Source organism: Alteromonas sp. M12 (assembly GCF_037478005.1).
Taxonomy (GTDB): Bacteria; Pseudomonadota; Gammaproteobacteria; order Enterobacterales; family Alteromonadaceae; genus Aliiglaciecola; species Aliiglaciecola lipolytica_A.
Genome location: NZ_CP144164.1, coordinates 1,459,110 through 1,479,138 on the forward strand (window position 1 = coordinate 1,459,110; position 20,029 = coordinate 1,479,138).

The 20,029-nt window shown below is 39.1% G+C and carries 25 protein-coding genes, 1 tRNA gene and 1 riboswitch; of the genes, 15 read left to right on the forward strand and 11 right to left on the reverse strand.

Annotation, left to right across the window (positions count from 1 at the left end):
• The first annotated feature begins 18 nt into the window (after positions 1-18).
• The 7 genes from VUI23_RS06230 to VUI23_RS06260 all read left to right on the forward strand — a co-directional run bounded on the left by VUI23_RS06230 (position 19) and on the right by VUI23_RS06260 (position 7,210).
• Positions 19-1,845 carry a tetratricopeptide repeat protein gene (locus VUI23_RS06230; RefSeq protein ID WP_342807344.1) on the forward strand — a complete coding sequence of 609 codons (1,827 nt, stop codon included), beginning with the start codon at positions 19-21 and terminating at the stop codon, positions 1,843-1,845.
• Positions 1,846-2,274: 429 nt separating this feature from the next.
• Positions 2,275-3,036, forward strand: a complete 762-nt coding sequence (locus VUI23_RS06235; protein WP_216050120.1) for a DUF3450 domain-containing protein — start codon at positions 2,275-2,277, stop codon at positions 3,034-3,036.
• 6 nt (positions 3,037-3,042) lie between these two features.
• On the forward strand, positions 3,043-4,395 hold the full coding sequence (locus VUI23_RS06240) for a MotA/TolQ/ExbB proton channel family protein (RefSeq protein ID WP_216050121.1): 1,353 nt from the start codon (positions 3,043-3,045) through the stop codon (positions 4,393-4,395).
• Between the two features lies 1 nt (position 4,396).
• The gene (locus VUI23_RS06245; protein ID WP_216050122.1) at positions 4,397-4,921 is read left to right on the forward strand and encodes a MotA/TolQ/ExbB proton channel family protein; all 525 of its coding nucleotides are present in this window, start codon (positions 4,397-4,399) and stop codon (positions 4,919-4,921) included.
• An 11-nt stretch (positions 4,922-4,932) separates the two neighbouring features.
• The gene (locus VUI23_RS06250; RefSeq protein WP_216050123.1) at positions 4,933-5,337 is read left to right on the forward strand and encodes a biopolymer transporter ExbD; all 405 of its coding nucleotides are present in this window, start codon (positions 4,933-4,935) and stop codon (positions 5,335-5,337) included.
• Positions 5,337-5,951 (forward strand): energy transducer TonB, encoded by a 615-nt coding sequence (locus VUI23_RS06255; protein ID WP_216050427.1) that lies wholly within the window; start codon positions 5,337-5,339, stop codon positions 5,949-5,951. Before VUI23_RS06250 ends, VUI23_RS06255 begins: the two co-directional genes overlap by 1 nt.
• Complete coding sequence (locus VUI23_RS06260) at positions 5,951-7,210, forward strand: hypothetical protein (RefSeq protein ID WP_342807346.1); 1,260 nt, start codon at positions 5,951-5,953, stop codon at positions 7,208-7,210. Before VUI23_RS06255 ends, VUI23_RS06260 begins: the two co-directional genes overlap by 1 nt.
• 320 nt (positions 7,211-7,530) lie before the next feature.
• On the opposite strand, the gene VUI23_RS06265 is transcribed toward VUI23_RS06260, so the two are convergent.
• The gene (locus VUI23_RS06265; RefSeq protein ID WP_342807348.1) at positions 7,531-9,702 is read right to left on the reverse strand and encodes a GNAT family N-acetyltransferase; all 2,172 of its coding nucleotides are present in this window, start codon (positions 9,700-9,702) and stop codon (positions 7,531-7,533) included.
• 69 nt (positions 9,703-9,771) lie between these two features.
• On the opposite strand from VUI23_RS06265, the gene VUI23_RS06270 reads away from it, so the two are divergent.
• The gene (locus tag VUI23_RS06270) at positions 9,772-10,188 is read left to right on the forward strand and encodes a hotdog domain-containing protein (RefSeq protein WP_216050126.1); all 417 of its coding nucleotides are present in this window, start codon (positions 9,772-9,774) and stop codon (positions 10,186-10,188) included.
• A gap of 81 nt (positions 10,189-10,269) precedes the next feature.
• Here the strand turns inward: VUI23_RS06270 and VUI23_RS06275 are convergent, their stop codons facing one another.
• Positions 10,270-11,418: an iron-containing alcohol dehydrogenase gene (locus VUI23_RS06275; RefSeq protein WP_342807350.1), complete on the reverse strand. Its 1,149-nt coding sequence runs from the start codon at positions 11,416-11,418 to the stop codon at positions 10,270-10,272.
• A gap of 314 nt (positions 11,419-11,732) precedes the next feature.
• A riboswitch (TPP riboswitch) is annotated at positions 11,733-11,831 on the forward strand.
• A gap of 60 nt (positions 11,832-11,891) precedes the next feature.
• Here VUI23_RS06275 and VUI23_RS06280 point away from each other — a divergent pair.
• The 7 genes from VUI23_RS06280 (at position 11,892) to rimI (ending at position 16,861) form a co-directional block, all read left to right on the forward strand.
• On the forward strand, positions 11,892-13,955 hold the full coding sequence (locus VUI23_RS06280; RefSeq protein WP_342807352.1) for a TonB-dependent receptor: 2,064 nt from the start codon (positions 11,892-11,894) through the stop codon (positions 13,953-13,955).
• An 18-nt stretch (positions 13,956-13,973) separates the two neighbouring features.
• Positions 13,974-14,231, forward strand: coding sequence for a YkoF family thiamine/hydroxymethylpyrimidine-binding protein (locus tag VUI23_RS06285; protein ID WP_216050129.1), 258 nt, complete (start codon positions 13,974-13,976; stop codon positions 14,229-14,231).
• Positions 14,231-14,860: a nicotinamide riboside transporter PnuC gene (gene pnuC, locus VUI23_RS06290; protein WP_303499431.1), complete on the forward strand. Its 630-nt coding sequence runs from the start codon at positions 14,231-14,233 to the stop codon at positions 14,858-14,860. The genes VUI23_RS06285 and pnuC overlap by 1 nt, the downstream gene beginning before the upstream one ends.
• 56 nt (positions 14,861-14,916) lie before the next feature.
• Positions 14,917-15,720, forward strand: coding sequence for a phosphotransferase (locus VUI23_RS06295; protein WP_303499430.1), 804 nt, complete (start codon positions 14,917-14,919; stop codon positions 15,718-15,720).
• Positions 15,721-15,808: 88 nt separating this feature from the next.
• A tRNA-Trp gene (locus tag VUI23_RS06300) sits at positions 15,809-15,885 on the forward strand.
• 22 nt (positions 15,886-15,907) lie between these two features.
• A complete protein-coding gene (locus VUI23_RS06305) occupies positions 15,908-16,405 on the forward strand; it encodes a hypothetical protein (RefSeq protein ID WP_342807354.1) in 498 nt (165 codons plus the stop codon).
• A gap of 6 nt (positions 16,406-16,411) precedes the next feature.
• A complete protein-coding gene (gene rimI, locus VUI23_RS06310; protein WP_342807356.1) occupies positions 16,412-16,861 on the forward strand; it encodes a ribosomal protein S18-alanine N-acetyltransferase in 450 nt (149 codons plus the stop codon).
• A gap of 12 nt (positions 16,862-16,873) precedes the next feature.
• Here rimI and VUI23_RS06315 read toward each other — a convergent pair whose 3' ends face one another.
• From VUI23_RS06315 to VUI23_RS06355, 9 genes are all read right to left on the reverse strand, one after another.
• Positions 16,874-17,131, reverse strand: coding sequence for a helix-turn-helix transcriptional regulator (locus VUI23_RS06315; protein WP_216050134.1), 258 nt, complete (start codon positions 17,129-17,131; stop codon positions 16,874-16,876).
• A gap of 435 nt (positions 17,132-17,566) precedes the next feature.
• Complete coding sequence (locus VUI23_RS06320) at positions 17,567-17,731, reverse strand: hypothetical protein (protein WP_216050135.1); 165 nt, start codon at positions 17,729-17,731, stop codon at positions 17,567-17,569.
• A 37-nt stretch (positions 17,732-17,768) separates the two neighbouring features.
• Entirely contained in the window at positions 17,769-17,933 is a 165-nt protein-coding gene (locus VUI23_RS06325; RefSeq protein ID WP_216050136.1) for a hypothetical protein, read from the reverse strand.
• Positions 17,934-17,970: 37 nt separating this feature from the next.
• Positions 17,971-18,135, reverse strand: a complete 165-nt coding sequence (locus tag VUI23_RS06330) for a hypothetical protein (protein ID WP_342807358.1) — start codon at positions 18,133-18,135, stop codon at positions 17,971-17,973.
• A 37-nt stretch (positions 18,136-18,172) separates the two neighbouring features.
• Positions 18,173-18,337 carry a hypothetical protein gene (locus tag VUI23_RS06335; protein WP_342807358.1) on the reverse strand — a complete coding sequence of 55 codons (165 nt, stop codon included), beginning with the start codon at positions 18,335-18,337 and terminating at the stop codon, positions 18,173-18,175.
• A 37-nt stretch (positions 18,338-18,374) separates the two neighbouring features.
• Positions 18,375-18,539 carry a hypothetical protein gene (locus VUI23_RS06340; RefSeq protein ID WP_342807358.1) on the reverse strand — a complete coding sequence of 55 codons (165 nt, stop codon included), beginning with the start codon at positions 18,537-18,539 and terminating at the stop codon, positions 18,375-18,377.
• Between the two features lie 35 nt (positions 18,540-18,574).
• On the reverse strand, positions 18,575-18,739 hold the full coding sequence (locus VUI23_RS06345; protein WP_216050137.1) for a hypothetical protein: 165 nt from the start codon (positions 18,737-18,739) through the stop codon (positions 18,575-18,577).
• A gap of 94 nt (positions 18,740-18,833) precedes the next feature.
• A complete protein-coding gene (locus VUI23_RS06350; protein ID WP_342807360.1) occupies positions 18,834-19,373 on the reverse strand; it encodes a hypothetical protein in 540 nt (179 codons plus the stop codon).
• A gap of 179 nt (positions 19,374-19,552) precedes the next feature.
• Positions 19,553-19,819, reverse strand: a complete 267-nt coding sequence (locus VUI23_RS06355) for a helix-turn-helix transcriptional regulator (protein WP_216050139.1) — start codon at positions 19,817-19,819, stop codon at positions 19,553-19,555.
• Positions 19,820-20,029: the final 210 nt, after the last annotated feature.

Genomic DNA, 20,029 nt, shown 5'->3' on the forward strand with positions numbered 1-20,029 from the left:
TTTTATTACCTGATTCTTATGCAAAATCCAAATTTAGGCGCGCAACAACGTTTGAACATGGCCATGCAGTTAATGCATAAAGGCCAATTTGAACAAGCTCTAACTCATTTCTTGATTTTAAAAGATCTGGGCATTAAAGACTTTCGATTATTCAGAGCCATGGGGTCTGCATATGAGCGTTTAGGCAGAGACACTGACGCTAAGCGGTATTTTTCCGAGTCTTTGCTGGGCAACCCGAAACAAGTGGATTTGTACTATGCGCTAGGCAAAATCGCTTTTCGCGCTAACCAATTTAAGCAAGCCCTGAATCACTTCAAACAGTGTTTGTCATTGGATAATAAAAGTCCCCAAGTTTGGCTAAAGTTAGGACAGACTTATTTCTATTTGCATGAGCTGGAATTAGCAGAGCAGGCATTTTTAAAATGTGAGGATATGCAAAGGGATTGTGTTGACGCAAAGCTCGGGCTAAGTCGTATTTTACAACAGCGCAATGAACACGCTACTGCCGAAAAACTATTACATTCTCTTTTACAAACAGAGCCTAATAATTTACTGGTTGTATCTGAGTTAGCTTGGTTGAAGAAACACCAAGGACACTATCAACAAGCAGCGGAGTTATTCTATAAAAGGCTTACTATCGCCCCTGAAAATCCTGAATCTTATGAAGACTTGGCACTGGCATACTTAGATTTAAACTTGCCGGAAAAAGCATTGAATATTCTTCAACAAGGTATCGAAAAATCGCCAGATAATCGTAAACTGAACCAAGTATTTAGTTCCTTAAAATATGAAATGAATGATGATAATCATCTATCTCACTATAGCCGACAGCCAATCGAAACAATGCCGGACGGATTAATTGTCGATTATATAGTTGGTTTAGTGAAAGTCGATGAACTTGCGCTAGCTAATCAGCTTGTTGATAAGCTACAACTTAATTCAGATAAAAAGCATGTAGCTAATAGTCTGCAATTAATATTATGGGAAAAAGAAAACAAACACGAATCTATTGTTAGCTATTTAAACGCTAAACAGTCATCGAAAACAGCGTTGTCGATGACTGAAAATGAAATATTGGTTAAGGCCTATCTGGCTTTAGATGAAAATCAGCAGGCAAACAAATTGCTGGATAAGATGCTCCTATCAGCGCCTGATGACCAATTGCTTTGGGCGCTTAAAACCACGGCATTAAGACAGTTAAAAAGTCCTGAATATGAGCGTCTTTGTGATTATCAAAATATGGTATTCAAACACCCTTTAATGCTTGCGGATCATAATGAGAGTATTGAACAATTTAGTCAGCGCTTACGTGTTGCGTTAGATGAAATTCATGTAAGCCAGCGGAATCCTCTGGATCAATCTCTGCGGCATGGAACACAAACCATGGGCAATCTGTTTGGACATCAAGTCCCGGTTATTCAAGAACTCCGGGCGGCTTTGAAACGAACGATAGATGCTTTATTGGTTAATCTGGTTTTAGATCCCAATCATCCATTTTATAAACATGCTGGCAAAAGTATTGAGTTTTCGGCAAATTGGTCGGTTAAGTTAACCGATAAAGGCTTTCATGTTTCTCATGTGCATCCAAAAGGCTGGCTCAGTAGTGCTTTTTATGTACATATCCCTCCGGTTGTCAATGATTCTAGTAAACAAGGCTGGTTGCATTTTGGCAAACCTGGTATTAAATTAGCGAATGCACTTGAAGCTCAGAAATGGGTAAAACCTGAAGTGGGCCAGTTAGTTTTATTCCCATCCTATTTTTGGCATGGCACAGAACCTTTTCATGATACGCAAGAAAGAATGTCTGTGGCGTTTGATTTATTGCCCAATAATTCAGCAAAATGAATTATGCGTTAGATGAAAAACTGACCTAAACTAAGTTTATAGACTTTCGTATAAATGGTCTTACCAGCTCTTTATCGCTATTTTTGAATAAATTGTCGTAATTACATTATTTTTATTCACAAAATAGTTGAATTTTTTATAGAAAGTGTAATATGAAAATGCTGCTCGAAGTCCTATATACTGTGGTAATGCGGTTTTTTTTATGCTTCTTTGATTATAAAAACTACCGTTAGTCACTAAATGCTAAAGTGTGGCATACGATATCTTGACAACTCGATAACTTCCGTGTGACCATTCGAGTGCAATAGTGTTAAATCTGTTTAGGAATAACACTATAATCCTAAAAATAATTATATAGCCCCTTGTCAGTGAACTTTTCACCTAGACTGGGATTCATAACAAGAAAATTGGTTGGGAACTATGTCCAAAATGAGCAAGAGAACCCTTATTGCCTCTACCGTTATGGGTGCATTTGTACTTGGTAGTAGTGCAGTCTCTGCAGATACATTGAATGATCTTCATAAAGAAGAAGCTAAAATCCATGTTGCTGCAGCAAAATCTCAAGAGAAAATTGATAATCTCTTTCAACAATCACAAGAACTTTTAGTAGATTATCGTGCAGTTGTAGACGAAACAGAAAATCTGAAAGTTTACAATGATTATGTTGCAACTCTAGTTGCTGACCAACAACGCGGTATCGATTCTTTGCAAAGACAAATCGACCAAATTGATGAAACTAAGCGCGGTATCGTTCCTTTACTTTTCAGAATGATCGACAGTCTTGAAAAATTCATTGAAGCTGATGTTCCAATTAAAATGGCAGAGCGCAGAGCGCGTGTAGAACGTTTACGTGATGTTATGGGTAACTCTAACGTTACTGTTTCAGAGCGTTTCCGCCAAGTTATCGAAGCTTACCAAATTGAATTGGATTACGGTTCGAAGATTTCAGCTTACCAAGGCAACATGACTTATAACGGTACTGACATTACGGTTGATTTCTTTAACCTAGGTCGCACCGCATTAATCGCTTTATCTCTAGACCAAAAGAATGCATGGATGTGGGACACTGCAGAACGCACTTGGGTCGAGCTAGGCAGCGAGTACTTAGAATCTAGTATCGCAGCAGTTCGTATGGCAAGAAAACAATTGCCAGTTAATCTAGTTAAACTACCCATTCCAGCTGCGGAGTAATAAGAAATGAAATTAACATTTAAATCCGTATTCGCTGCAACAGCAGTAACACTTTTAGCATCTGGTGCGCACGCTCAGTCAACACTTGATCAATTACTAGATGAAGTGAAGCAGAATCGTGTTTCTGAAGCCAGACTTGATAAAAAACGTGAAGCTGAGTTCCAATCAGCTCGTGCAGACAAACAAGCTCTATTAAGAAGTGCTCAAGCAGCATTGAAAGCCGAAGAAGCTCGTGGTGATCGTCTCGCTAAGCAATTTTCTGATAACGAAGTGACGTTAACAGAAAAAAGCACAGAACTAGACATGGCAACTGGTGACCTTGGTGAAATGTTTGGTGTTGTTCGCCAAGCTGCATCTGAGTCTTATGGACGTATCGCTACATCAATTGTTAGTGCTCAGTTCCCTGGTCGTGCTGCATTCCTAAAAAGAATGTCAGAAGAGTCTGAAGGTCTTCCAAATATCCGCGAATTAGAAGATATGTGGATTGCTCTTCAAACTGAAATGACTGAGTCAGGTAAAATTGCTCGTTTCAATACTGAAGTAATCAACCTTGAAGGTGGTTCTTCACAACAAGAAGTAGTGCGCGTTGGTGCATTTAACTTGGTCGGTGAAGTAGGTTACTTGGTATATGATGATCAAGAAGAAAAAGTTCAACCTTTAGGTCGTCAACCAGACGAGTTCCAAGCTGAAACAGCTCGCGAACTATACGCTTCTACTTCAGGAATTATTCCTACTTTTGTTGACCCTTCAAGCGGTGCGATTCTTGGCCTATTGAAACAGAAAGCAACATGGGAAGAGCGTTACCATGCAGGTGGTCCAGTTGGATATACAATCACTGTAATGTTGGTGATTGGTTTGTTGATTGGTTTCTACAAAATCATCACACTTACACTTATCAGTGGCAAAATGCGTTCACAGTTAAATAATCCTGGTTCTCCTTCATCATCCAACCCACTTGGACGTGTATTAAAGGTTTACAACGAAAACAAAACTGCTGACACTGAAAACTTAGAAATGAAGTTGGATGAAGCTATCCTTAAAGAACTTCCTTCTATTGAAAGTGGTATTAACATCATTAAGATTTTTGCTGCTATCGCTCCGTTACTAGGTCTACTAGGTACGGTACTTGGTATGATCGCTACCTTCCAACAAATTACGTTGTTCGGTACTGGTGACCCAAGATTGATGGCTGGAAGTATTTCAATGGCATTGGTAACTACAGCTCAAGGTATTATCGCGGCTCTTCCGCTAATCCTTATGCACAGCATCGTTGCTGGTCGTAGTAAATCAATCGTGCATATCCTTGACGAACAAACTGCGGGCATAGTAGCTGCTCACGCAGAGTCGGAGAAAGCATAATATGGCTGACCTGATTGGATTATGGGATTCTGTCAGGGAGTTTATCGCGACAGGAGGCGGGGTGTTATACCTCGTCGCTTTAGCGCTCTTTCTCATGTGGGTGTTAATGATAGAGCGCTTTTGGTTTTTAAATTCTGTGTATCCTAAGATGAGAAAAAATATCATCAAAGATTGGGATGCTAGAACTGATACCACCTCCTGGTATGCGCATAGAATCCGTGATGCTTGGATTTCACAGGCTTCAGACAAACTAGGCAGTAACATGTTACTGATTAAAACCTTAGTGGCAATGTGTCCTCTAATTGGTTTGCTAGGAACAGTTTGGGGCATGATTAACGTATTTGAAACTATGGCGACGCAAGGAACCGGTAATGCTCGATTGATGGCAGCTGGTATTTCAATGGCAACAATTCCTACTATGGCAGGTATGGTTGCAGCTTTGTCTGGCGTTTTCTTTAGTTCTCGTTTGGAATCAAAAGTTAAAATCGCCAAAGAGAAGCTGATTGACAGCCTTCCTCACCATTAAGAGAGAAGTTTATGGCTCGTAAAGAACGTGTACCAGAGGAAGATGCAGCGATTGATATGACACCGATGCTCGATATCGTGTTTATCATGCTTATCTTCTTCATTGTAACCACTGTTTTCGTTAAAGAAGCAGGGATACAGGTGAATAAACCCGGCGCTAGCCAGGCGTTTTTATCTAAAAACGCTAATATCTTTATTGCTGTCACGGAAGACGGTGTAATTTGGATGGATAAGCGCGAAGTTAAGGTTGAATCTATTCAAGCGAACCTTGAAAAGCTTTTGGCCGAACAGCCTTCAGATGTTGTGATTATTCAAGCAGATGAAAAAGCTGAACATGGTATTGTGGTGAAAGTGATGGATCAAATCAAAGCCGCAGGTATCGACCAAATCTCAGTAGCAGCTAGAGGAGCATCATAATCATGCGAGTAATTTTCTCTATATTGCTTGGTGCCGTCGTTGCTTTTGCCCTTTTTGTGGTAATGGCTAAGTTGGTTGCAAATTCTTCGCAACCAGCAAGTGAAGTACCTGAGTCACCTGTTATTGATATTGTAATGTCGGACCCAGACGAAGCAACACAAACTCGTCAACGTGTTCCACCACCACCTCCTCCTCCTCCTCAGCAACCGCCTAAAATTCAGCCGGTTGAACCTGATGTGGAAGACGCAAATGCTGATGGCGTAAGCTTTAACATGCCAGCTGTAGATGTTGGTGGCGCATCAATTGATATCGGTGGCGTTGGTAATATGCAACGCGATGGTGAAGCAACTCCGATTGTTCGTATTGAGCCTAAGTACCCAGTGCAAGCCGCTCGAGATGGTAAAGAAGGATGGGTTATTTTATCTTTCACTATCAACGAAGTAGGCGGCGTGGACGATGTTGATGTTTTGGATGCAGATCCTAAACGTATCTTCGACCGTGAAGCTAAACGTGCATTGCGTAAGTGGAAATACAAGCCAAAAATCGTCGATGGGAAACCTGAAAAACAGTTCAATATGAAAGTGCAATTGGACTTTAAATTGGATCAAGGCTAATGAAAAAGTTTGTATTAAATGTTACTGCGATAGCAACTCTAGGTGCCGCTACATTGCTATCAAACACAGCAGCAGCTCAGTCGGCACCGGTAGCTTGTGCAGATTACAAGCGTGGCACAACCAATATCGTTGGTGAGCGCGTTGGTAAAAAGATTCAGAAAGCGCTTGAAGAGTATAATAACGATAATATCGATGGAGCTTTAGCTATTCTTTATGAAGTTGATGCTAAAGACGGATACGACAAAGCGTTTACTGATAATTTTATCGGCAAAATGTTGGCAGGTCAGGATGGTAAAGGAGCTAAGGCTCTTGAGTATCTTGAAGGATCAGTTAACCCAAAAGCACTCAACGACTCTGAGCATGCTAACACTGTGAGACTTGTTGCAGACCTTAGTATGCAAGAGAAGGAATATGCTAAAGCTGTTAAGTATTATGAGCAGTGGATGACCTTCACTTGTAAAGAAGATCCAGACATCTATACACGTATGTCTCAAGCTTATTATGAGCTAAAAGATCTTCCTAAGATGGTTCCACCTGCTGATAAAGCGATTGCTTTGTATGAAAAACCTAACAAAAACCCTTATGTTTTAAAGTTGCAATCATTTTACGAACGTAAAATGTATCCGGAAACTGTCGCCGTTGCTGAAGAGCTAGTGCGTACTTTTCCTGAAAGCAAACAGTGGTGGTCACAATTAGGCTTTTTCTACATGTTAGTTGAGGACTATAAAAAAGCCCTTTCTACATTTGAAATTGCATACAATCAGGGTTACTTGGCTAAAAAGTCTGAAATAAAAGCATTGTCACAATTATACGCGACTAATGAAATTCCATATAAAGCAGCTGTGCTTTTGGAAAAGTATATGAAGTCAGGTTTGATAGAAGAGAGTGAACAGACTTTATCGAGTCTTGCTAACTCTTACCATCAAGCAAGAGAGTATAAAACGGCAGCTAGCTATTATGAAAAGGCAGCTAAGATAGAAAACGACGCTGATTTATATCGCAAGCAAGGTATATTGTTACTTGCGGCAGAAGATTACAAAGGTTCAATAAATGCTTTACAAAAAGCGCTTGATAATGGAGCAGACCAAACTGGTCGAATTCATATTGCGATGATGGAAGCAAATATTTATACCGGTAACTTCCGTCAAGCTATGGTTCATGTTCGTGAAGCGAAGAAAGACAAAAACGTTGAACGTACTGCTAGAGCTTGGGAACCGTATATTAAAGAAAAAGCGAAAAATCGCGGTATTAAAGTTTAACTTTAAGATCTCGATAGCAATATTGTTACCTTTAAAAGGCTTCTTAATAGAAGCCTTTTTTATTGCTCTCTCACTATTCATAAATTTAAGCCTAATTAAAAGATTTTTGTAGGTTTCTTAGGTTTATTGTTGATAGCTGATGGTTTTTAAATGTCCTCAATCCTATCTAATTTTTTTCATCTCTGTTTTTTTTTTGGTCACTTCATCGGCCTGTCGTTTACTCTAATTTATTGTTGTTTAATTCGGATTGTTGAAAGCAAGTTAGCGGATGATGCTGAAAGAACCGTGTTTATCTTAGCGATATTTAATGGAAGTAGAGCTTAATTTTTAATGAGTTTTTTTAATTGTTCTCGAAAGTAACTTTCAATTTGTTTTTTACCTGCTAACTTGTAGTTAGTACATAGCTGAGGATAGCTGTTTTTAGCGACTATCACATCATTAATAAATTTCCACCCATGGATGGCCTCTTCATCTAGAGTCTGCAAATTTATAGAACGACTTTTTATCCAATTGAATACAGCAAACTCAACTGCAAACAGAGGGCGATTACCTGCAATAAATTGGGTCATTAAATTATGCCAATACATTTTCATTTTATGACTGTCATATGGCTGTGCAGATTTTTTTAATTTAAGGTTGTTGAATATTAGTTCAACTAAAGCAGGGGAAAGCGTTTTTAGGCGGTAATCTTTTTGATAGTGTATTTGCTGAGTGCAAATTAGGTTTAAAAATTTGCTAATCTGGTTAGCATTACAAGACAATGGTTTGAGCATAATTGCACTGAATTCTCCACTTGAAGCGTCTTGTTTAATACCAAGTTTTACCAACTGAAAATCATTGTTGTACCAAAATAGCGCGAGCTCTTTTGTTAATCCAAACGAACTACCTAAAAAATCTACCTTATGTTCTTCTGCAGATCTTTGTATATGGGCTAACAGCTGCGAGCCCACTTTTTTATGCCTATATTCTTGTTTGACTGCTATTCTAATCACGCGTATATAGCGCTTTAACAAGTACTCTGGATTATTATTATCAAATGCTAACCGTTGCGGAATTAAGTGGCCAGGGATGCGTCTACTGCCTTGGGCAATGTCTATTGCAATTGGAGTTAGATCTTCCCCTCCCTCTAAGGCGGTGAGGGCGACTCCTATTGGCTCTGCATATTGATTACTAAACACGTGAATGTGTTGATCTCCATCCAACATTCTAACCAAATCGTCTGGTGAAGTTTGATAATGGGCATCAACTAACAATTCAAATACCCCTTGTAACAGCGATGGCTGCTTGATTAATTGTGCTCCATTATAAACCTCGTAAACCAATTCATTGGAAGAGTTGGAAATACTCTGGTATTCAGTCAACCGCTTGGATACCGAACTCTGGGTTGTGGTTTTTAGCGCCATTACCTTATGCCAAAAGGCTTCAAGAGGATCATTTTCGAACCAGCGAATAGGTGTGTGCAACATGAATTCACGAAAGTGTGCAAAATGGGTTCTTAAAAAAGGTTTAAAGCGTAACTCAAAGCCTCTGCCGCTGCCTTCATAACCATGAATTGTTGTACTGAGAACTACGTTTGGATAAAGCTGAACTAATTTTTCTAACACTTCTGAGGGCAATGAGGCGGCTTCATCGACGAATAACCAATCGGCTTTTGGTTGGGTTTGAATAATTTTATCGAAAGGAACATACGCCAAGTGATTCGCTAAAATTTGTTTAATATCTCGGCTAGGGTCATTTGTTTTTAAAATTTTCGAAGCTTGTTCAAATATTTTTTGAGTCATGGAACGATGGGCTGACGTCACTAAAAATGTGGTATTCGTTGGCATGATTAATTGTCCAGCTGCAATTCCTAAAGCAGATGATTTTCCTCTGCCTCTGTCTGCAAGAACGACTATCTGATTGTTATCTTTAGAATATGCAAACTTGATATATTCCACCAACTGAAACTGATCAGCAGTCATACATACTTCATCTTGAAAATGGCTTTTTCTCAATTCGGTTGTTTCTGCTTGAGTTAGTTGCAATTGTTGTTGTTGCCAGATTGAAACGCCAGGGAAGGTTTTAATATGCTCCACTAACCATTCTATAAATGGCGAGTGAGGACGGCTTGTATTAGGCACTAATCCTTGAACTGTACTTTGCGTATTGCCATTTTGTGACCAAGCATCTAGTTCTGGGCAAAGTAATATCATCAAGCCGCCTTTACTCACACAGCCGCTCAAAGCGAGTAGGGCATTGCCTCTAATATCAGCAAAGCCATCATATACCACCCATTCGAATTCTTGACCTAAAACGCTCCTATATTGCTTTGATTCAATATTTTTTACAGAATCAATATCACCGACACAAATACTCGATGTTGGAGCATGTGCAGTAAGTATATTTGTTATCGATTCTTTAACCCACTCCTGCGATCCGGATATAACCAACAACTGTCGGTGACCGATATTGCGTCTGCGTTTCTCAAGCCAAGTTAATACTTCTAATGTCATATGCTTTTTTAGTTGAATTCTTGATATAGTTCAACTCCCTAGTGTATTGAATAAATTTAAGGAATACGAATGCGCTTTCTATCTCGAAGGTTAGTGATGCCAGGAGATTTAAATTATGCTGACGCGTTATTTGGTGGTCGAGCATTGGAATGGATTGATGAAGAAGCTGCTATCTATGCTATTTGTCAGTTAGAAACGAATGTGTTGGTAACAAAGCATATTGGTGAAATTACATTTGAATCTCCAGCGTTAAAAGGAGATGTAGTAGAATTTGGTCTGGCGACTAAAAAAGTTGGGCGTACTTCGATAACTATAACCTGCATGGTTCGCAATAAGGTGACCAAAAAAACCATATGCGTGGCGGATGATATTGTATTTGTCAGTTTAGATCCAACTACCAGAGAGCCTGTGCCTCATGGCAAAACGATTAAAGATTTGGAACAACAAACCCAGCAAGAATTAAGATCATTGAATTTAAGTGATTAGCTTCTTGTAACGTTATCCAAACTCAATTTGTTTGAGATAAAAATGCCGCTGACGTTTTTGAAGTTAGCGGCATTTTTAATTCTATAAACTTGCGGCAACTATTTTTCTAACATCTTCAGGCGTAATGTTTTGCCTTTCACCTATTTTAGTTTTGCCCGCTTTTTCGAGTCTCGAAGCAACCTTATCGGCTACATCACTATCAATGTCATATTCAGATAGGGTGGTCTTGATTCCCATATCTCGGAAAAATTGTTCAGTTTTTTCAATAACTAAATTGATTGCCCCTTCTTCATCATAGCGGCTTAATCCCCAAACTCGCTCTGCATATTGAAGCAGTTTTTCCCGTTTGTGTTCACGCTGATGTTGCATTACACGGGGTAAAATAATTGCAAGGGTAACGGCATGATCTAAATTATAAAGGGCTGTTAACTCATGCCCTATCATATGGGTAGACCAATCTTGAGGTACTCCAGCACCAATCAGTCCACTTAACGCTTGTGTCGCATTCCACATTAGATTCGCACGCAATTCATAATCTTTAGACGTGAGCACTTGCGGCCCGATATCAATTAAGTTGCTTAAGATCGATTCCGCAAATCGGTCTTGAACACTCGCATTTACGGGGTAGGTTAGATATTGCTCAATAACATGTACAAATGCATCTACCACACCATTTGCCAGTTGGCGTTCCGGTAAAGAGTAGGTGACTTCTGGGTCTAGTACCGCGAATTGAGGTCTAACATGTTCCGACATGAAGGGTAATTTAAGATTATATTCTCGACGAGTTACCACTGAGCTGGTATTGGTTTCAGTACCTGTCGCTGGGAGTGTTAATATGCAGCCAAGACTTTTAGCACTTTTAACTTTTGCACCCTTAGCTAAAATGTCCCAAGGATCGCCTTCGAAATCTGTGGCTGCGGCGACAAATTTAGCTCCGTCGATGACTGAGCCACCTCCAACTGCGAGAATAAATTCTACGTCTTCTGATTTCACCATTGATACGGCTTTCATCAATGTTTCAAATTCGGGGTTAGGCTCCACCCCGGAAAATTCACACCAATCGTGCCCCTCAAGTTGTTCAATAACTTGTTGATAGATACCGTTGTTTTTGATACTTCCACCGCCGTATATCAACATGATTTTGGCACTGGGTAGTAAAGTGGATAATTTACTAATACTGTCTTTTCCAAAAACAACTTTAGTGGGATTGTAGTAGATAAAATTTTGCATTTTCAAATCCGAAATTATGTAAAGAAGCTGAAAAGTGTCGATTAACTATATTGAACCACTAAGTGAGAAATTCAAGTTGAATGTATGAATTAACCGTCATTCATCAGTTCTATAATTTGCCTTATTGGCAGCGTAGTTTTACAAATTCAAAATATTCAATAAGTTAACTTGCGTTTTTAATTGGGGAGTCCGAAGCTTTCGACAGTATTAATTTTGCATGCGCAATCCATACCAATTTCAAAAAACAGCAATATATTCATGGCGATTCCATTACGCCCTTGCTATCATCTCGCCGTTCAAGTTAAACACTAACTTGTTACACCAAGGGGTGCTCTTTGCTGAGATCTAATTTATTGGAAACCCTTATACCTGATCCGGATAATACCGGCGTAGGAATGGTCATCAAGAACTTCTTAAAGCTCTCCATTTACTGCCGAAATACCGGATCTTTTCATTAATTAGAAGAGATCCAAATGAAATTAAAATTTCCTTTACTTTACACAACCTTATTAAGTGCAATTCCTGCATACGCGTTAGCAAGTGAAAATTTAGAAGTGATTACTGTTACCTCAGACTTCAGAGAAAACGATATTCAGAACGTCACTGCCAGTGTCAGTGTGATATCTGAAGAGGTGATTGAACAACGCAATGGCTTTCATCTTGAGGATATTTTAGGGGTAGGTGCCAATATTAACTTTAGCAGTGGCGCTTCCCGAGGACGTTTTATACAAATACGTGGAATTGGTGAACGTAGTCAATATTCTGAACCTAATAATCCCTCAGTAGGATTGTTAGTAGATGATTTTGATTTTTCTGGATTTGCCGGCATCGGCACCCTGTTCGATGTTGAACAAGTAGAAATTTTGCGTGGACCGCAGGCTACTGAGTTTGGCGCTGCGGGTATGGCTGGAACAATTAAAATCAAAACCGCCGAGGCAAATGAGCAGCAACAAACAAAATTTCTTGCCACTGTTGCTCAGCAAAATACTTGGAATATTGGTGCAGCTTACGGTAATCAAATTACTGACAAACTTTTCTATCGTGTTGCCATCAACCAGTTTAAAAGTGACGGTTTTATCTACAATCAATTTTTAGATAGAGATGATACCGATAACTTAGATGAGTTGACTGCGCGTTTGAAGCTCAAGTTTCTAGCAACCGATAACACAACCATAGATTTTAATTATCAGTATTTTGATATTGATAATGGCTATGATGCGTTTTCACTTGATAATGATGGGGTTACTCGCTCAGATGAGCCTGGTGTTGATACGCAAGAAACCCATGCTTTTGGCATAAAAGCGAAGATTGAATTTGCAAAATCTACACTTATTGGTTCATTGAACCACACTACATCAGATTCAGTGTACGGCTATGATGAAGACTGGACTTATGTGGGCTTTCACCCTTGGGAATACAGCTCGACTGATTACTATTATCGTGAGAGGGATTTAACCAGTGTTGATTTGAGAGTTGTTTCAAATGACAACGGATTGATTTTTGATGATAGCACGCAGTGGCTAATTGGTTTTTTTGCTCGTGATATTGATGAAAATACGCGCAGAAATTATACCTATGCAGAGCAAGACTTCACCAGTCAATATGAACCTCAAAATTTGGGGATATATGGTCAAACCGACACCCAGCTTACGTCAAATCTAAATTTAAGCGTTGGTCTTAGAGCGGATCGTTTTGAGATGGATTATATCAACAATGACGGTTATATCGAGCAGCAAACGGATACCATGCTAGGTGGTAAAGTTGTTCTTAAATATTCAATAAATCAAGCATCTGTGTATACGAGTGTTTCGCGAGGGTATAAAGCAGGTGGATTCAACCCTGACCAACGGGTAAGCGAAGCAAGTCGTTTATTTTCTCCTGAGTACAACTGGAACTACGAAGTTGGCATTAAAGGACAAGCCTTTGACGATCAACTCTTTATGCGAGTTGCACTTTTCTACATGGATAGAGAAGACACCCAAGTTAGTGACTATGACGTGCAAATCAGCGAAGAAGGTATTCCGAGTTTTATTGATATCATCGGCAACGCAGATGTGGGAACCAACAAAGGTTTAGAAGTAGAACTTGATTGGCAAGTATCCGAGTTGTTAAACCTGACTGCTAATTATGGTTATCTAGACGCTTATTTTGGAAGTTATACCCAGGCCGACGGCACCTATATTGATAAACAATGGCAAGCCCAAGCGCCAAAAAATTCATTTAACTTAGCTGCTGTCGGGTATTTATCTCAAACTGTAAGTGTGCGCTTAGAAGCGGATGGCAAAGACAACTATCGTTTTTCCGATGGGCACGATGTGGAATCACCTTTCACGGTTTTAGTAAATGCGCAATTACGTTTAGATTGGCAGGATTGGACGTTTTCTCTATGGGGTAAAAACATACTGGACCGCGAACATTACGTTAGAGGGTTCGGTGGTTTTAGTAATGATCCGCGAGACGGATATGCGACGCCTCAACCTTACCTGCAACTTGGCGATGGTCGTCAATTCGGACTTACCGCAAGCTTACGTTATTAATCAAATTGGACACTAATTATGAAATCAGTAGTTGAAATCTCGTTATATCCACTTAACCAAAAATACTTAGCACCAATCCAAGACTTTATTGACCGACTCAATAGTTATTCGCAGTTGACGACATCAACGAGTGATACCAGCACCATAGTGCGCGGAGATATGACTGAGTTAATGGGCATCTTGAATACCGAAATGCAAAAAACCTATGAACAAGTTGGTCAAGCGATATTTGTTTGTAAATTCTTAAATGGCGATGCTATGGGTGAGTCTAAGTAATGGAAGACCTGTATGTTGTGCTAGTCGAACAGGTTAGACAACAATCGGTACTAGAAGTAGTAGCAGTGACTTTTTCACTGCTCTACCCTTGGTTAGCGGCGCGCCAAAATATATTGTGTTGGCCGGCTGCTCTGATTAGTACCACTCTTTACGTTTATATTTTTTGGGAAGTCAGTTTGCCCTTCAATAGCCTGCTTAATATGTATTATTTAGTGATGGCAATTTATGGTTGGTTGAGATGGCAAAAAACAACTCAGAATGATGTGCTTAAAGTGTCCGTGGTTCCGCTGGTCGTGCATTTATGGATGGTCTCTTTGTTAGTTGTTATGGGGTTGGCATTGCCTCATCTTGTAACACTTTCATGGCAAGGAAGTGATTTGTATCTAGATGCTTTTGTGACAGTTTTCAGTGTCTATGCCACCTATTTAATGGCTAACAAGGTGCTTGAAAATTGGCTATTTTGGATTGTTATCAATACATTCGCAGCATATCTATATTTCATCAACGGATTGTTACTGACTGGCGTAATGTTTATTTGGTATTTTGGCCTAGCAATTTATGGATATATTAAATGGAAAAAAGCCTATAAAGTCGAATCTTTGCCAGAGGAAGCCTACCAAAAAATCTAACTTGAGTCGGCAGCATAGCAAGAGTATGCTCAGAATGTCAGATTAAAGGAAAAAAGATGAAAAAGGCCCGAATCATCGATGAGTTAATAGCCAGTCAACTGTTTGGACAACACTTGTCTTTGGAGCCTATAAAGGGTGGGGTGGTAAACTTAAGTTATCGCCTCACTACATCATCTGCAGTTTACTTTTTAAAAACCTTTGAATTAAATCATATTACACCAACCGATCGGCAAGCCTTGTTTATGCAGCAACAACAACTGAGTGAACTTGGCATAACCTCAACACCTATTTACCTGTCTAAAGCCCATGATTTTCAGGTTGAGTCTTGGGTAGAGCACGTTTCACTATTCAATATCAACAAACCAAAATCCGAGAAAATTCAGTTATTAGCTAAAGTATTGAGTGATATCCACCACTTACCGACAGTCGCGACTTCAATCGATTTGCCCAAAGACTGGATATTGTATTTAAATGCGGCGAGCGTTTCAGATCTCGATTATTGGCAGAATCGGATTGACCAATGTAAACCGGATTGGATTGAGACCCATAAATGCGACCAGGTCTTATGTCACAATGACTTAGCCATGGAACATGTTGCAATAGGAGAGTCTTCTTTAGTGTTTGATTGGGAGTACGCTTCTTTAGGAAATCGGTATTTTGATCTAGCTTCATGTGCATTGATTAACAATATGGAGCTTCACGAAATGTCAATTTTACAGCACAGTTATGCAAAATTTTGTGATCTTAGTGAAGATTATGTATTCGAGCAGTTTCAAAAACAATTTCCTATTGTGCAATTAACTTATGACCTTTGGAAAGAAGCGGCAAAAACGGTTTTATTAGACGATGGGAATAGCTAAGTTCGAGTAAAGTGAAGAATTTCTGCTAATTAGCACTTCAAACTACTTTACCTTTTTTTTTCCATGAGTATAATGCTGCTTCTTCTGCAGGGGTGTAGTTCCAATTGGTAGAACAGCGGTCTCCAAAACCGACGGTTGGGAGTTCGAATCTCTCCACCCCTGCCAATTTTTCTGTTAGTCTTGAAGAATGAACGAGCCTACCCCAAAACCACTCAGCAAATATCAAGCAGCCATGCTCACTCACATGGGAATTGTACCGTGGCAACTAAAAACTAATAGTCAAGATGTGGCTCAGTTAGACAGTGAAGTAACGACTCAAAGCAATGTTTCAAGTTCGGCACTTCAATTACCTAGCCAAGAGCAAAAGCAAGCAGGCTTGCAAAGACTAAGACAACAAATTGAATCAAAGCGTAAATCTGCTAATAACGGTCTGTTGTTGTGTATGCCTGAGACCGCGAATAACCAACTGTTAGCAGATTTGCTGTTGTATGCAGATTTATCTATCACTCATTGTATATTCAAAGAAAATGCTGATCCTAACGATTACGTTGATTTTAAGTTAGCTTGGCAAGTAGGTGATAAACTATCTCTTAATGGCTTGGTATTGACGGCGCCAACTCCGGACAAAATAAATTCTAGCCAAGATAAAAGACAACTGTGGCGAATTTTACATCAAGTATTTTAATTTGTTATGAATAGTCAAATTCAACAAATAGACAAAGCTAATCATTTAGCGGCTTTTCGCGTTCAACAATCCTGTCATCTTAATCCTTGGTCTGAGTCGGTCTTTTTAGACAGTCTAACAAAACCTTATTTTGCTTATCAGCTGGTAGTTGATGAGCAAGTAATAGGGTATTACATTGGTCTTAATGTGGCTGGTGAAGCTACATTGATGGATCTGGGGGTGAGTGGCGATTACCGCGGAAAAGGTTTAGGTCAGCAGTTACTTTCGCATTTTATTCTACAGTGTAAGCTACGCAACTGTGACGAGATATGGCTGGAAGTGCGAGAGTCCAATCAAACGGCTGTGCAACTCTATTCAAAAAATGATTTTAGTTTTATCGAAATTCGAAAAGACTATTACCCAACTAAAACAGGCCGTGAAAACGGCCTGATCATGAAAACGACTTTGGTAAAATAAATTTATTTTAATTTATCTTACTGCAGCACTTTCTAAATTCATTTGTTGGCTGGCATCTGAACGATCCATTGCCATTTGAACAATTGCTGATGAGTTGAATTGACACCCATTACACATTGCGATGAATTGATTCATGCTTGGGCTACCAATATTCTTTTCCCAATTTTCATAAGTTTTTCTAGTTTTAACATTTGCAAGTTTAGCCATTTGAACAGTTGTTAAACCAGCTTCTAAACGCATTTTCCGCAAATCACTACCTGTTATATACATAAGGTTCCTACTCCATTTATTATTATATATGTAGCAAACAACAATTGAATTGGCGTATTAAAAATTATTGTCTGCCTTAATTTTCAACATATTGTAAGCAACGTTTTGTGGATTGAATTCCACATGGTGTAAAAAAACATCCTAAATATATAACTGTTTGTTTTTTAAAGGTAAATAATTTACCGTTAAACAAATTTTAGCTGAAATGCGGGTTGAAACGGGGAAGAAGGCACTTTTGTCATAACAAACAAGCACCTTTCTGAAACGAATTGAGCATCAAAGCAACAGGATTTCACTTTGTTCGAATAATTTAAACACGAAATTATTCATTACTATTCACTACCGATAATGGGAACTAAGTTACTACTTTAAAAACTTACCTATTTCTAAACATGTATTCTTAAGTTTGCATATATCTAACTAGATCACTGATTTTTAGACTTTTAATAAGCTCAAAATGCTGTCGTACCAAGAGCTTGCTTGAGTTGTTTCAGCAATAGGTGGCTTCTGTTTTGAGCCAGCGTGTGCACTGGTGGCAGCAACAGAGGTGGTCATAACGAGTGTTAGCATAGCGGCTTTGATTAGTGTGTTGTGTTTCATGGTTATTCCTTAATTTGTTAAATGAGTTAATGACGATTTAGAAGCTGAAAAAGCTAAGGATGCTGTCGTACCAAGAGCTTGCTTGAGTTGTTTCAGCAATGGGTGGCTTCTGTTTAGAGCCAGCGTGTGCACTGGTGGCAGCAACAGAGGTAGTCATAACGAGCGTTAGCATAGCGGCTTTGATTAGTGTGTTGTGTTTCATGGTTATTCCTTAATTTGTTAAATGAGTTAATGACGATTTAGAAGCTGAAAAAGCTAAGGATGCTGTCGTACCAAGAGCTTGCTTGAGTTGTTTCAGCAATAGGTGGCTTCTGTTTAGAGCCAGCGTGTGCACTGGTGGCAGCAACAGAGGTGGTCATAACGATTGTTAGCATAGCGGCTTTGATTAGTGTGTTGTGTTTCATGGTTATTCCTTAATTTGTTAAATGAGTTAATGACGATTTAGAAGCTGAAAAAGCTAAGGATGCTGTCGTACCAAGAGCTTGCTTGAGTTGTTTCAGCAATAGGTGGCTTCTGTTTAGAGCCAGCGTGTGCACTGGTGGCAGCAACAGAGGTGGTCATAACGATTGTTAGCATAGCGGCTTTGATTAGTGTGTTGTGTTTCATGGTTATTCCTTAATTTGTTAAATGAGTTAATGACGATTTAGAAGCTGAAAAAGCTAAGGATGCTGTCGTACCAAGAGCTTGCTTGAGTTGTTTCAGCAATAGGTGGTTTCTGTTTTGAGCCAGCGTGTGCACTGGTGGCAGCAACAGAGGTGGTCATAACGATTGTTAGCATAGCGGCTTTGATTAGTGTGTTGTGTTTCATGGTTATTCCTTAAATTAGTAAATGGATATGGTGGCTTAGAAGTTGAACAAGCTAATAATACTGTCGTACCAGGCGCTTGCATTAACTGTTTCGGCTATAGGGGGTTTTTGTTTAGAACCTGCATAAGCGTTAGAAGCCACAACTGAGGTGGTCAGTAGTAACGTGAGCAGGGCGACTTTGATTATATTTTCGCTTCTCATTGCTTTTCCTCATCTTTAATCAAAATGCAAAATGTGGATTTAAATCCACAACAGTGTAACAGTATGCGTTTTTTTTAAACAATTTTGCAGTGATTTATGCGCGAAGTAGCTTAGGAATTAACAATTTATAGCTTTCGTAGAAAACGATCCAGATAAGGTAGGTATAGCAAAGTTGAGCTAGGTATGGATAAGAAGTCCAAATCAACAGTACTTTTTTATATTCGAATACACTACGAATTATGTATTCAAAAATCATAAATAGTTGAAGTACGGCAAACAGGGCATTTAATTTATACATCTGCCAATCAAGGTTGATTGATTCAATTTTTTGTTTGGGCAGAATATCTGACATGTAAGCAACACGCATGAAAAAAAGGTGCCGCGCAAATAAATAGGAAGACTGTAAGGTAATATACCAATAGATTTCAGGGGCGAGTTGTTGATTCAATATCCAATAAAATTCAGCGGATAAAGAAATGATAAGACCTAAAAGCAGTAACCTGGATGCTTTGTCGTATTTGATTTTCCAATAGACCGCGATACTAAGAAGGTAAAACGAAGCTTTTATTAGATCTGCAAATTCTAATTCGCTAATCGACCATGCGGTTTCTTCAACCAGTCTTTGAATTACCAAAATAATGACAACCCCTAAAACGTTGACATTTTTTCGACAGACGATAGCGGTAAATACAAGGATACAAATAAACAATCGGTCGAATAAAAGGGGGTTACCAAAAGTATACATACCCGCAAAGATAAAAAGCCCTCCTAGGAGGGCTGTTAGCAATTTGGGTAAATAGTGGGAAAGTAGCATCAGCTATGGGAAAAGCCGAAATAATCCATCACTGTTGAGAAAAAAGACTCTCTAGTTTGTTCAGAGGCCCTTTGGCGGCATACTGACCACCATTTACTAATAACTTCTACGCCGATACTGTTCATCGTTTCAGGTTTGTCATTTTCAATAGCTGACACAGTCTCTCTGCTGATCCCAACTCGCTGACCAAGTTCTTCTTGAGTGTAACCAGCTTCTTTCCTCAAAGAACGCAGTTGCTCGCCGCTAAATCTTTTTCTTCGTGACATCGGATCTTCCAGTAAAAAAATTATGAGTAGGTAAAAAACTTACCAGTCCAAAATATAAGCTAAAAAATTCTAACAGTAAATCTAAAATTTCATTTTTTTACTTTATTTTTATAGATCTAGGGTTATTTTACTGAAAAAGTTGAAACAATTAACAAGCAACGGGACTTTTTCGCCTATCTCATATACAATTCGCGCCCGAAATTCTTTGTA